Origin of the sequence: Streptomyces sp. NPDC086080 (genome assembly GCF_044540255.1) — a bacterium.
Lineage (GTDB): Bacteria > Actinomycetota > Actinomycetes > Streptomycetales > Streptomycetaceae > Streptomyces.
This window is the reverse complement of the sequence record NZ_JBITRU010000006.1, coordinates 25,069-38,108: the sequence shown is the minus strand read 5'-3', so window position 1 is coordinate 38,108 and position 13,040 is coordinate 25,069. Positions and strand designations below refer to the sequence as shown.

Genomic DNA, 13,040 nt, shown 5'->3' with positions numbered 1-13,040 from the left:
AGCCCGGCGCTTGCGGGGTGCCGTCGCGCCCACCTGTGCCGCCCCAGCGGCACGACTGCCCGCGGGAGCGGTGGGGGTGGGCGCGGGAGCGGTGGGGGTGCTAGTGGGGGGTGGGGGGGCGCCAGTTGCGGGTGCGGCCTCGGGGGACGACCGCGGCCAGGGCTGCCAGGAGGAGGACCGTGGTCAGGCCCACCGCCGCGATGGTCAGGGCGCGGTGGTGGGGCGTGGGGTCCGTGGCGGGTGGCATGTGGGCGGGGGCCGGTGTGGGAGCGGGGGCTGTCGTGCGGTCCTGGATCAGGGAGAGGGCGGCGTACGGGTCAAGTCGGGGGATGTCGGAGGGGTAGGCGGTGTCGAGGAGGCGGCGGGTGACCTCCGGGGCCGTGAGTTCGGGGTGGTAGGCCCGTACGAGTGCGGCGGCGCCCGCGACACCCGCCGCCGCCAGCGAGGCGCCGGAGCCGATGTAGTGGCCGGAGCCCCCCGGGCCCACGCTGACCATCTCGCTGCCGGGCGCGGACAGGTCGGGCTCGTGAGCGGGCGGTGCGTTGTTCTGCCGTACCCCGGAGGGGCCGAAGTCCACGACGGCGAGCACGTCGGGCGCCGCGGCCGGCCAGTAGGGGCCCTCGGGCATCTTGCCGCCGGGTCCGAGTTCCTCGCGGGGCACGGCGTCCGGGGCGGCGGGGGCGACGACCAGCGCGTCCTGCCGCCCGGCGTGGGCGACGGCCTCGGTGAGTTCGGCGCTGCCGGTGCGCAGGGCCTGGCCGACGTAGATGACCCGGGCGCCGCGGTCCGCCGCCGTACGGATGCCGTCCGCCACGCGTGCCACGGAGGGCACTCCGCGGTCGTCGGTGCCGGGCAGGGCGAGGATCTCCGCCTGCGGGGCGATCCCGGTGATGCCGCTGCCCTTCTCCGGTGCCGCGGCGATCAGGCCGGCGGCGAACGTGCCATGGCCGACGCAGTCCTCGTCCGCCCCGCCGACGGCCTCCACCCGGCCGGACAGGCTGGGGACGCCGGAGGCGACACCCGTGTCGACCACCGCGACGGTCACACCGCCGCCGCGCGAGATCCGGTGGGTCCGGGACAGCCCGAGCGCCGTCTGCGACCACGTCGCCCCGGTGGCCGTCTGCTCCGAGGCCCCGGTGCACGGGTTGTCCTCACCGAGCCGGACCGGCAGCGGCGGCAGCAGCGTCGCTCCTGGACCGTCGGCCTCCGGGGCGGCGAAGGCCGGCCCGCCGGTGACCGGCAGAACCGCCGCGACAGCCAGTGCCAACCCCACGCTCGCACACCTCATGACATTCCGCATGAGCCGCATGATATGCACATGAAACGAACGGCGCACAACGCCAACGACACAGCAGTACAAGGAGGTTCGAGGCGTGGCACGTCACATACTCACGGTCGGCCCGGAACGGTCGGACGGCTTCCGGACGATCGGTGAGGCCCTGGCCCAGGCGCGCACCGGGGCGGTGATCCGGGTCCGCCCCGGCCGCTACGCCGAGAACCTCGTCATCCGGCACCGGGTGACCATCGTCGGTGACGGCGAGCCGGGCACGGCCGAGCTCTGCCCCCGGGACGGCACCGCCGTCACGCTCATGGCCGACGCCGTGATGCTCAGCGCCCTGACCCTGCGGGGCCGTGACAAGGAGGCCGCGGTCGTGGACGTACCGGCCGGTCAGGCCGCCCTCGACGGCTGCACCGTGACCGGTTCCGGCTGGACGGCGCTGCTGGTGCGCGGCAAGGGCTCGCTGGCCGTCCGCGACTGCCGGATCGGCAACCCCGGTGGCGCCGGCCTGGTCGACTCGTCGGAGGCCGAAAGCATCATCGAGGACTGCACGTTCGAGAACTTCGGCACCTCGGCCGTCGTCATCGGCGAGAGCGCCCGGCCGCTGGTGCGCGACTGCCGTATCCGCGGCGCCCGCGCCAACGGCGTCCTGGCGAACGGCGAGGCACGGGGCACCGTGGAGGGCTGCGACATCTCCGGCACCGACAAGCCCGCCATCGCCCTGGAGGGCCACAGCTCGACCCGTGTGCTGCGGTGCAGCGTCCACCACGCCTCGGTGGGCCTGCTGGTGACCAGCATGTCCCGTCCGGAGATCGAGGAGACGTCGTTCGAGTCCATCGCGCAGAGCGGCATCGTCGTCTCCGGCGGGGCCGACCCGCACCTGAGCGGGTGTGTGACCCGGCGTACCAAGAAGAGCGGGCTGCTCGTCCTGGACCGCTCGCGCGGAACGCTGGAGGGCTGCTCCTTCCACGGCTCCACCGAGGCCGCCGTACGGGTCGTCGAGGGCGGTGCCCCGCTGTTGCGGGACACCGTGGTGAGCGACTGCGCCGACACCGCCGGGGCGGTACAGCTCTGGGACGACTCCACGGCCGAGTTCGAGCGCCTGGAGGTCCTGGACGCGGCGGGCGTCGGCATCTCGGTGCGCTCCGCCGCCGACCCCCTGCTGCGCCACGCCCGGATCACCGGCGCGGGCGGCCACGGCATCGAGTTCACCGACGACGCCCGCGGCCGGCTCGAACACTGCGCGGTCGAGTCCGCGGGCGGCTGCGCGCTGAGCATCGACGACGACGCCGACCCCCGGATCAGCGACACCGTACTGAGCTCCGCAGCCCGCTCGGGCGTCCTCGTCGGGGAACGCGGCCGGGGCACCCTGCGGGACTGCGAGATCGGCGACAGCGCCGACGCGGGAGTCGGCGTCCGGGACGGCGCGGAGATCACCCTGGAGCGGGTCCGGGTGCACGGATCGAGAGCCCATGGGGTCCAGGTGTCGCGCGGCGGCCGGGCCGTCCTCGACTCCTGCGAGATCTCCGGCAGTACGGGCGACGGCATACGGATCGACAGCGGGGAACCGGTCGACATCACCCGGTGCGTCGTGCGCGACAACCGCGGCGCGGGACTGCGCCAGAGCCGCGCGGGTGAACGGCTCACGGTCGCATCGCTGACCAGCGCGGACAACGGACTGCCGGACAGCTGGGGCGAGTCGGCCGAGCCGGTCGGCGAGGACGGCGCCCCGGGCGGGCCCGGCAGGGAGCCCGAGCCCGAGGGGCCGCTCGCCCAGCTGGAGTCGCTCGTCGGCCTGGACAACGTCAAGCACCAGGTGAGCACGCTGGTCAACCTCAACCAGCTCGCGGAGCGGCGGCGCCGGCTCGGCATGCCGGTCCCATCGATGAGCCGGCATCTGATCTTCGCGGGGCCGCCCGGCACCGGCAAGACCACCGTCGCCCGCCTCTACGGCAGCATCCTCGCGGACCTGGGTGTGCTCAGGAGCGGGCATCTGGTCGAGGTCGCCCGCGCCGATCTCGTCGCGCAGGTCATCGGTGGTACGGCCATCAAGACCACCGAGGCGTTCAACAGCGCCCTCGGCGGAGTGCTGTTCATCGACGAGGCCTACACCCTCACCGTCGAGGGCACGTCGAACGACTTCGGCCGCGAAGCCGTCGACACCCTGCTGAAGCTCATGGAGGACCACCGCGACGACGTGGTCGTGGTGGCGGCCGGGTACTCCGAGCAGATGGAGTCCTTCCTGACCGCCAACCCGGGGCTCGCCTCCCGCTTCACCCGCACCATAGAGTTCGGCAACTACGCGGTGGACGAACTGGTGACGATCACGGAAAGCATGTGCCACCGGCACCAGTTCGAGCTCGGGCCGCTGACCCGGGAGGCGCTCGCCGTACGCTTCGAGCAGATGACGCGTGATGCGACCTTCGGCAACGGCCGCGCGGCGCGCGGCGTGTTCGAGGACATGGTGGACCGCCAGGCGTTCCGGCTCGCGGCCATGGCCGACCCGGCGGAGAGCGACCTGACGCTGCTGCTGCCGATCGATGTCGGCGACGCGGAGGCGGCGGCCGTCGGCGGCGGCGGGACCGCACAGGACGCCGACGACGCCTCCGACCCGATGTCCGAACTCACCGCCATGGTGGGGCTGGCCGCCGTGAAGCGGGAGGTCGCCGACCTGGTCAGTCTGCTGACCAACGCCCGCCAGCGGATCGCCGCGGGGCTGCCCGCTCCCCGGATCAGCAACCATCTGGTCTTCAGCGGACCGCCCGGCACCGGCAAGACCACCGTCGCCCGCCTCTACGCGAAGCTCCTGCACTCGCTGGGCGTACTCCCCCGCGACTCCCTGGTGGAGGTGGCGCGGGCGGACCTGGTGGGGCAGTACGTCGGCCACACCGCCCAGCGCACCAAGGACGTCTTCACCAGCGCGCTGGGCGGGGTGCTGTTCATCGACGAGGCCTACACCCTCACCCCCGAGGGCTCGTCCAACGACTTCGGCCGCGAGGCCGTCGACACCCTGCTGAAGCTCATGGAGGACCACCGCGACGAGATCGTGGTCGTGGTCGCCGGATACACCGAGGAAATGGGGCGCTTCCTCGCCTCCAACCCCGGGCTGACCTCCCGGTTCTCCAAGTTCGTGACGTTCGAGGACTACAGCACGGACGAGCTGGTCACCATCGTGTCCCGGCATGCCGAGGCCTCCGGGTACGAGTGCGCCGACGCGACCCTCGCGGCGCTGCGCGCCCATGTGGACGCCATCCCGCGCGACCGGTCCTTCGGCAACGCCCGGCTCGCCCGGCAGTTGCTGGAGACGATGATGACGAGCCAGGCCCGCCGGCTGGGTGGCCTGAGTTCGCCCAGTCTCGCCGAACTCACCACGCTGCTGCCGGAGGATCTCCCGTCGGCCCGCTGGCAGGAGGCCGCGTTCTGACCTTCTGAGCACCTCGCAGGCGAACGCCCGCCGGTTCCGGCCGGCGGGCGTTCACCGCGCTGTCGCACCGCTCACACGGTGAACCTCACGGCTTCCAGCCAGACATCCGGAGACGTCGACCCGCCGAAGATCCAGCCCTCGGACGTCTCGCACCTCAGGCCGCCCCAGTCGTGCTGACCGAGCTTGTGGTTCTGGCAGACATTGCCCACCTCGGCACCGATGGTGAAGCCACTGAGGTTGGGCGCGTTCGACGCGGCGCTGCCCAGGACCAGATCCGTCCCGTCGGCCGCGCCCGACCACGGGGTCGTCCAACCGTCCTTCTGGATGAACTCGTTGCCGTTCACCCTCTTCACGTCCGCCACGGAGATGTTAATGGCCGTGATCGGCCGTCCCTTGCCCTCGTGACCCGCGGTGCCCCCGTCGCACACGGGGGCCGTCCAGCCGGCGCCCTTCACATGGACCCGGTAGCAGATGTGCCGGCCGGGGTTCGAAGCGGCCAGCCGCTGAACGGCGTAGGCGGCGGTGTTCGGCGGGAGCTTGGGCGGCTCGTGGTCCTCCACCTTGGTCTGCGCCTTGTTGACCGTCTTCTTGAGCGGCTTGTCGGACGAGGCCGGACTCGACACCGGAGCGCCCTGCCCGACGACCGGCTGCTGCTTCACGGCCGGCTTCTTGGCCGAGGCCTTCGGCTTGGGTGTGGACGTCGGTGTCGGCGCCGCCGGGGCGTACTCGCCCTTCGGCACCTCCAGAGGCTCCTCGTCGAGCAGCGTGTCGGACCCGGCGGCCACCGCCACGTCGTCCTTCTTGTTCTGCCGAGCGTCGTCCGTGGCCCAGATCAGCAGTGGCACCGCCAGGAGGACGACGCCCGCGATGCCGGCGGCGGCGAGCAGGGGCTTCTTCGGCTTTCCGGACGGCGGTCCGTCCCCGTCGGCACCGGCAGCCGCGGCGGCGGCCGTACCGGCGGCCCCTCCGACGCCCCGTGCCTCGGCGTCGCTCTCGGCCCGGACGACAGCGGTGCTCTCGGGGGCACCGGACACGGTGGCCGTCGTGGCCGGTTCCCCGGCCGCACCGCCGGTGGGGGCGGTCGTGCTCTCGGCGGTGTCCGGGGCCGGCCGTGCCGATTCCCTTTCCGCCTCCGCTTCCGCTTCCCCGGGACCGCTCTCCTCCGGCTCGGGCTCGGGCTCGGCCGTACGCCGGGCGGCCGGTACCGGCATCGCTCCGGGGTCGGCCGCGGCGGGCCCGAGGGACACGGCCCTGCGGACGGACGAACCGCCCGTGCCGTCGGGCCCGTCGGGTGCGGGCGGTTTCTTCTGGCTTGCCATCGTGCTCCTCAATCTGTTGGGACTGGGATGACAGGTGGTCGTATGGTGCGGCGCCCGGCCCGCTATCCGTCCTGGCCCACGCGCCCGGAGCAGCGCGGGGGCCACTGAGGGCCGTCGCCGGTGCGGAAGCCCTTGGCGAGCGCCTCCTCCAAGTGCGCGAGGGCCTTGAGGTCCAGCGCGCTCAGTTCCTCCGACCCGTCCATGTAGACGGTGGCGTTCCCGGGGAGTTCACGCAGCAGCACCACGGAAGAGCCCGTGGGCAGGGTCCGCGTGCCGAGCACCCGGAAGCCGGTCCCCGGCACGAAGACGATCTCCTCGTACGACTCCGGGGAGCCGCCCGGCCGGTCGAGCAGTTGCCGTACCTTGCGGCCGGTGACGGACCACACCGCATGGCGCACGGGAGCCCCGGCGGGGAGCTCCGAGGAACCGGCCAGGGCACTGACCGGGGCGGGGTCGTGCAGCAGCGTGCCGACCGCCGGTCCGGGCCCGTCGGTGTCCCCGCCGCGCAGCGCCACACCCCGGTAGGACGGCAGCCGGCGCAACGCGGACGCCAGGCAGCCGGCATAGGGCAGCAGGCGACCCTCACCGGTGTGCAGGTCGCGGATCAACTCGCGGTGGTGCAGCGGTCCTTCCTCGGCGGTGAGGTAGGCGTGCGCGGCGACGAGATCGGTTCGCGCCGCCTCCAGTTCGTGACCGCGCAGGGCGGGCATCCGGGTGAGCACGCGCGATACGGCGGCGGCGTGCCCCTCCCAGGCAGCGGCGGCCGCGTCCCGGAACGCGGCCCGTTCGGCGGCCCCGCTGACGTGCCCGGGCACGAAGGGGAGTTCGGCACGGTCCGGGACGGACGCGGCGCCGCTCCGCGGCCCCGTCCGCGCCCCGGTACCTGCCGTCGTCCCGGCGACGCGCCCCGGCCCGTCCCCCTGGCCCGGCCTCCGCCCACCGGCGGCGGCACCCGCGCCGGGCTCCACCGGGGAGCCATCGCCGACAGCCGCCCCGCGACCGCCCTCCGACACCCCACCGGCCTCGGAGCCCCGCTCGCCCCCACCCTCCGACACCTCAGCGGACACAGGGCCCTCGCCGGCCCTCCGCCCCACCGAGGACGACCCCGAACCCGCCCCACCTTCACCAACCGACACCGCACCGGACACGAGCTTCTCTGCGGGCGTCCCCTCCGCAAGGGGTTCCGCTCGCCCGTCGCGCGCGGTCGTGCCCTCACCGGTTTCCCCGGACTCGGCAGGTACCGGAAGAGGACCTGACGGCGCATCCCCCGACTTCCCCGGAGCGGGGGCTTCGGCGGCCACCTTCACCTGACGCAGTCCCGGCGGCGGAACGGGCCCACCCTGCGAGGAGACCCCCGGTCGATCAGGAGCGCCCTCCTCGTGGTGAGGATCCGGCGCCGCACCGGGGCCGGAAGCCGAAGGAGCGCGGCCGACGCCGGTGACGGCGGCGGGCCCGCCGCCGTCACCGGCGTCCGGGAGCGCGGCAGGCGCCGAGGCCGGTTCCCCGGGCTCCGCGGCCCGGGGCTCGACGGCGGGCGTGATGTCACGGCCTGTCGGCCCACCGCCAGGTGCGGCTGCCACCGAGGGCGCGGCGGCCGTAGCGGAAGCATGGGTCGTCGCCGTACCGGACGCCGGCGAAGCCGGACCGGGCACCCGGACCGGCGCACCGGACGGCGGAGCCTGACCGGTCCGCACGGCCGACGGGCCGTCAGCGGACGCGACCGGCCGACGCGCCCCCTCGCCGGCCGGCGACGCACGCCCGGCCTTTCCGGCCGGCCGGCCCTCGGCAGCTCCGTCCGGCCGCCGCAGCGCACCGGTTCCGGGCCCGGTGGCCGGGACGGCGGAGGACGTACTCGGCCTTCGCGCCACCCCGCCGGACAGCGAGGTGTCCCCCACGACCCCACCATCAGGCCCGCCGGCCCCCGGCGCGGCAACCGGACCGGGCTCCCGCACCGCACCGCCGGGCGTCGGGGCGTGACCGGACAGCGCGGCACCGGTGGACGTCGGGGCACCGCCGGACGTCGAGGCACCGCCGGGCAACGCGCCGTGGCCGGACGTCGAGGCACCGCCGGGCAACGCGCCGTGGCCGGACGTCGAGGCACCGCCGGGCAACGCGGCGTGGCCGGACGTCGAGGCACCGCCGGGCAACGCGGCGTGGCCGGACGTCGAGGCACCGCCGGGCAACGCGGCACCGCCGGGCAACGCGGCGTGGCCGGGTGTCGGGGCGGGCCGCGGTGACCGGCCGGAGGTGACATAGCGGATGCCCGGTATGCCCTGTTCGGCGGCCAGCCGGCGCAGCGCGCCGTCGCCCGCCAGGAGCCTGCCGCGGACCAGCAGGGTGGTGCGGGACCTGATGTCGGTGCCGAGGCCGCGCAGGAGACGGGACAGCGCGGGCAGCAGGGAGTCGTCCAACGGCTGGCCCGGCATGCCCAGTTCGATGGCGCACACCTCCGGATCGACGGCCGGTCCGAGCGGTCCGGGACGGGGTCCGTCCGGTGCCCACAGCGCGAGGCCCGCCCGGGTCACCGTCGCCTGCCAGCGGTCCGTCAGCCGGACCGTCCCCGGTTCACCACCGCCGAGTATCCAGTCGGGCGGGTGGAGTCCAACCGGTCTGGGTACCGGAGCCCGCCCCTCGGAGTCCACCGGCCCACAGACCACGGACGACACGAACGGCCGCCAACTCGGCCTCCCGTCCCGCCCGATCAGCGTCGTCCGGGGAGGAGTTCCGGGCGGGGCGTGGTCGTCGAGCAGCGGCAAGCCGGTGAGCACCTCCACCTCGGTGCCGAGCCGGTCGGCGACCTGCTGCCCGAGCCGCAGCACATCGCGTCGCCCGCCCGGCGCGAGCCGGGAACGGGCGCGCTCGGCCTCCGGCAGCGCGGCGAGTACGGCGGCCACCTCGTCGGCGGCGACGTCCTCCGCCTGCGGGGCACCCACCAGTACCGTGAGGCGCTCGAAGTCGACGGGCATGGAGAAGCACAGGTCGTCGGGGGCGGGGCCGGGCGCCTCGGCCGGGCGGATCAGCACACCGGCCGGGACCCGGTCCACGACGCAGCCGCCGTCCGTGCGGTCGGGCACCCCGTCCAGCGCCTCCTCCCAGGCGGGCGACGGAGCACGCGGTCCCAGCTTCCGGGGTTTCGCGCCGGGCGCGAACCTCCACCAGCCGCATCCCGGGCGGGAGTTGCCGTGGACGAAGAGCGCGCCCCCGGGGGTGATCAGGACGACCCCGTCGGGAGCCGTCACCTCCAGTTCCCAGGCGTCGGCGATCCTCCGGGCGAGGCAGGGCCGGTCCAGCCGGTCGTCGCCGGCGCCGGACATGACGAGCCGGATCCGGTCGGTGTCCCGCGCGCGGAGGGAGTCGAGCAGCGCGCCCAGCCGTGCCAGGTGCTCTGCGGCTGCCACTGCGCCGACGGGGGCGGAGCCCACGATCACGGTGACGACGTCGTCCTCCCCGCCGACGGCGCCCGCGACCTCCGCCACGACGTCCAGGGGGAACGAGTCGTCCTCGACCGAGCGCACCAGCAGCACACCGTCGACGTCCTCGACGGGCGGGCCGGCGACGCCACCCCCGCTTCCGCCGCCGTTCGCCCCGTCGGCGGGGCGCACCGCGCCACGGCGGCCGGCGCCGGAACCGGAGTCGGATCTGCGTCCCCGGCCGGGTATCACGGACGACCAGCGGCTCACGCGTCCGTCCCCCGGACCGGCTGTACAGCCTCGGTCGGCACGCTCGACGCGGCACGGGCGCCGTCGGGGCCGGACCGCCACCGGCCGGTCATCGCCCACTCCGGGGGTCTCCCCGCTCCGGACCACATCGGGTCGACCACCCCCAGCCACTGGCCCGCTTCACGGATGTCGTCCTGCCGGCTCATCTCTGTCCTCGTTCGGTGCGTCGAAGTGACGTCGCGGTCCCCGCCCTGTCACCGGCGTCGTCGTACCGAAGGATGCGGCGCGCGGTCGTGGCGTCCGTGACAACGCCGGTGAGCAGTGTGGAGTTCAATGCGGCGCGCACCGCCTCGGTGCCGTCTCCACCGGCCGCGACGCCGATCAGCTCCGCGGCGCCACGGAGTTCCGCGGCGCCGACCGCGATCGTGCGGGCGGTGAGCGTGGTGGGCAGCATCCGGCCGGCGGTGTCCAGGATCTGGCCGGCCATTTCGGCGCAGGCCCCCGCCTCCCGGAGTTCCTGCCGCTCCCGCTCGGACAGGGCGGCGAAGACCGGGGAGTGCGGCGCGTCCCAGGCGCCGATGCCGACGACGGCCTTGGTGACCTGGCCGAACCGGTCCAGGGTCGCGGCGGTGGCGGGCTGGCTGCGCAGCACGGCGGCCGTCACGGCGTCGGGCAGCAGGAAGGGGGTGTGGAGCGGGAAGGCCCTGCCCCCGCCCGCGGCAGCCGTACGGTGGACCGCCGCGATCGCGGCGTCATGGGCGAGGTCCTGGCCGTGCACCCCGGTCAGCTGGACCACGTCGCACAGCGGCAGCCGGATGACGGCCTCGCTGAGCGCGTCGGCGGCCTCGCTGCCGTCCAGTCCGATGACGTCGCCCTCCACGGCGATCTCCGAGAGCAGCCGGGCCGCCGCCGTGCCGAGCCAGCGCACGTCCTGGTGCCGGCCCGCGGTGTTGTCCTCGGTGCGGGACAGGTCGACAACGATGCCGTGACGGAGCCCGAACTCCTCGGTCAGCTCCCGTCCGAGCGTGACGTCGATCTCGGCCGGGACGGTGATGTCGATGCGCACGATGTCGTGGGCCAGGGCCGTGTCGAGGAGGCGGGCCACCTTGAAGCGGCTGATACCGAACTCCTTGGCGATCTCCACCTTCGACCGGTTCTCCAGGTAGAAACGCCGGGCGACGGCGGCTGCGAGAAGCATGTCGATCGGCGCGGGCAACGCCACCGCCTCGGCCGGTTCGACCATGTCGTTCCTCCGCGCCCTGATTGTTCATCAATTCATGCTTGAACCACCCTAGTTCATCCGTTCGAGGTGACCGGCGCATTACGGAGGGGCGACGCGGGGGTGACACCAGGGGCCTCGGTGACGGATGGGACCGAACGCGCCGACTTCCTTGCGGGTCACCGGCATCAGACCGGGAAGGAAGCACACACCGACGACCGTGCTGGACAAGCACGTCGTGGACGTCTCCAGCAGGTCGTCGGTGAGGGAATAGGCCGGGAACGCCTCCTGGGCCCTGGCCTCCTGGCCCTAGCCCCGGAACTCCGGCTTGCGTTCCGCGGAGGCCTCGGCCAGCGCCTTGGTGACGGCCTCGGTGCCGGCGCGCAGACCGTAGACCGGGGTGCCGGGCTGCTGGCGCCAGGAGTCGTCGATGCCGCCCGCGTCCACGGTGTCGAAGCCGAGTTCGTCGATCAGGGCCCGGACCTTCCGCTTGGCCGCCTCGTCGTCACCGGCGACGGGGAGGGCCATCCGGTCGGGTGCGCCTGCGGGGCGGTGGCGGTCCAGGATGTCCTGGGCGTAGGTGCCGTTGAAGGCCTTGATCACGGCGTGACCGATCCGGCGTTCCGTCCAGCGGCTCTCGGTGATGCCCTCGTCCTCGATGCCGGCGATCCTGCCGTCGCGCTGCCGCGGGTAGTAGTTGCCGGTGTCGATGACGGCCACGCCCTCCGCGGCCTCGTCGAACAGGCCGGAGGGGAGGTCCGGCACGGCCTTGAGGGGTACCGTGACGACGACGATCTCCGCGCCCCGCGCCGCGTCCTCGGTCCGCACCGGGGTCGCGCCCGTCTCCTCGGCCAGGTCCCCGAGTGTGTGGGGGCCGCGGGAATTGGCGACGGAGACGTCGTGGCCGAGGGCCGTGAGCCGCCGCGTGAGGTTCCCGCCGATGTTGCCCGCCCCGATGATGCCGATCTTCATGTTCCGCTCGCCTCGCCCTTCCGGGGGTCGATGTCCGCTTCGGTTCCCTTCGGGAACCCGCATGATCGGCACCAACCTCCCGGACGGGCGGACTATTCCGGATCTACCGGACCAGATGCGCCCAGAATTCGTCGAAGGACAGGACCTTGTCGCCGTCCAGGTCGCGGGAGGCGATCAGGGCCTCCGCGACCGCCTCGGTGACGTTCCAGTCCCCGCCCTGGGCCAGTGCGGTCTTGAACTCGGCGGCGGTGATGAACCCGTCCCCGTCCGTGTCGATCCGCTCGAACTGCTTGCGCGCTTCCTCGATGTCCGCCACCGGTCCGCCCCTCGTTCCGTTCTGTGCCGTCGTACTGACACCGGTCAGATTATCGGGCGGCCGGAGACGACGAACACGCCGGTGGCACGGGCGAGTTCGCCGAGGGTGGGAAGTCGGGTGCCGTCGTCGATCATCTCTGGGAGTCTGGTCCTTCCCGTGGGTGCGGACGCAAGGAGCAGGCGGGTGGCCGACAGGCTGAAGGAGATCCTCGACAAAGCGGCGCGCGGCGTCTTCCCGGCGGCGGACGGACGGACGACCGTGGTGGACCAGCCGTCGGCCCGGGACGCGGGGGTCCTGGCGTTCACCGCGCACTCCGTCGTCTTCACCGACGAGGATCCCGCGTGGGTGCGGCGGACGCTCGCCGGGGCCGACTGCGACGCCCTGGCCGCCACCATGAACGTTCGTTTCCTGGCCGCCTTCACGGAGCGTACGGGGCGGCGGACGGACACAATCGACGTGATGACGGTGGCCGAGCCGCTGCCGGGCGGCCCGCCGCCCGCCCTGGAGGAGATCGGCGACCCCGGCCATCCCCGGGTGGTGAGCGCCCGCCGGCGGCGCGACGACGTGCGGGTGTGGACGGCGGACGGGGGCGTGCTGATCCTGGGGCGTGGCCTCGCGGGCCGGCTGGAGGTCGCGGTGGAGGTGCCGGAGGAGGCCCGGCACCGGGGCCTGGGACGGCGGCTGGCGCGGGCGGCGCGGCGGCTGGCCGGGGGCGAGCCGGTGTGGGCGCAGATCTCCCCGGGGAACGCTCGCAGCCTGCGGGCGTTCCAGGCGGCGGGGTACCGGCCGGTCGGCTCGGAGGCGTTGTTCCTTCCGGGCCCCTGAGTTCCTTCCGGGCTCCTGAGCTCGCGA

At 74.1% G+C, this 13,040-nt stretch carries 9 protein-coding genes; 2 read left to right on the top strand and 7 right to left on the bottom strand.

The annotated features are described in order from the left end of the window. Nucleotides 1-100: 100 nt before the first annotated feature. On the bottom strand, nt 101-1,273 hold the full coding sequence (locus ACIF9R_RS09730; protein ID WP_399976769.1) for a S8 family serine peptidase: 1,173 nt from the start codon (nt 1,271-1,273) through the stop codon (nt 101-103). Between the two features lie 100 nt (nt 1,274-1,373). On the opposite strand from ACIF9R_RS09730, the gene ACIF9R_RS09725 reads away from it, so the two are divergent. Beyond that, nucleotides 1,374-4,703 carry a right-handed parallel beta-helix repeat-containing protein gene (locus ACIF9R_RS09725; RefSeq protein ID WP_399976766.1) on the top strand — a complete coding sequence of 1,110 codons (3,330 nt, stop codon included), beginning with the start codon at nt 1,374-1,376 and terminating at the stop codon, nt 4,701-4,703. A gap of 71 nt (nt 4,704-4,774) precedes the next feature. On the opposite strand, the gene ACIF9R_RS09720 is transcribed toward ACIF9R_RS09725, so the two are convergent. The 6 genes from ACIF9R_RS09720 to ACIF9R_RS09695 form a co-directional block, all read right to left on the bottom strand. Then, nucleotides 4,775-6,022, bottom strand: a complete 1,248-nt coding sequence (locus tag ACIF9R_RS09720) for a hypothetical protein (protein WP_399976764.1) — start codon at nt 6,020-6,022, stop codon at nt 4,775-4,777. A gap of 62 nt (nt 6,023-6,084) precedes the next feature. Then, entirely contained in the window at nt 6,085-9,702 is a 3,618-nt protein-coding gene (locus ACIF9R_RS09715) for a hypothetical protein (RefSeq protein ID WP_399976761.1), read from the bottom strand. After that, nucleotides 9,699-9,887, bottom strand: a complete 189-nt coding sequence (locus ACIF9R_RS09710) for a hypothetical protein (RefSeq protein WP_399976759.1) — start codon at nt 9,885-9,887, stop codon at nt 9,699-9,701. The genes ACIF9R_RS09715 and ACIF9R_RS09710 overlap by 4 nt, the downstream gene beginning before the upstream one ends. Beyond that, complete coding sequence (locus ACIF9R_RS09705; protein WP_399976756.1) at nt 9,884-10,924, bottom strand: sugar-binding transcriptional regulator; 1,041 nt, start codon at nt 10,922-10,924, stop codon at nt 9,884-9,886. Before ACIF9R_RS09705 ends, ACIF9R_RS09710 begins: the two co-directional genes overlap by 4 nt. 285 nt (nt 10,925-11,209) lie before the next feature. Beyond that, a complete protein-coding gene (locus ACIF9R_RS09700; protein WP_399976753.1) occupies nt 11,210-11,935 on the bottom strand; it encodes an NADPH-dependent F420 reductase in 726 nt (241 codons plus the stop codon). Nucleotides 11,936-11,975: 40 nt separating this feature from the next. Beyond that, nucleotides 11,976-12,188 carry an EF-hand domain-containing protein gene (locus ACIF9R_RS09695; protein ID WP_399976750.1) on the bottom strand — a complete coding sequence of 71 codons (213 nt, stop codon included), beginning with the start codon at nt 12,186-12,188 and terminating at the stop codon, nt 11,976-11,978. Nucleotides 12,189-12,371: 183 nt separating this feature from the next. Here ACIF9R_RS09695 and ACIF9R_RS09690 point away from each other — a divergent pair, with 183 nt between their 5' ends. After that, entirely contained in the window at nt 12,372-13,013 is a 642-nt protein-coding gene (locus tag ACIF9R_RS09690) for a GNAT family N-acetyltransferase (protein ID WP_399976747.1), read from the top strand. The last annotated feature ends 27 nt before the right edge of the window (nt 13,014-13,040 follow it).

Coding starts and splice junctions, on each gene's coding strand:
- ACIF9R_RS09705 (WP_399976756.1), bottom strand. CDS start 10,924: ATGGTCGAACCGGCCGAGGCGGTGGCGTTGCCCGCGCCGATCGACATG.
- ACIF9R_RS09720 (WP_399976764.1), bottom strand. CDS start 6,022: ATGGCAAGCCAGAAGAAACCGCCCGCACCCGACGGGCCCGACGGCACG.
- ACIF9R_RS09700 (WP_399976753.1), bottom strand. CDS start 11,935: ATGCGGGTTCCCGAAGGGAACCGAAGCGGACATCGACCCCCGGAAGGG.
- ACIF9R_RS09710 (WP_399976759.1), bottom strand. CDS start 9,887: ATGAGCCGGCAGGACGACATCCGTGAAGCGGGCCAGTGGCTGGGGGTG.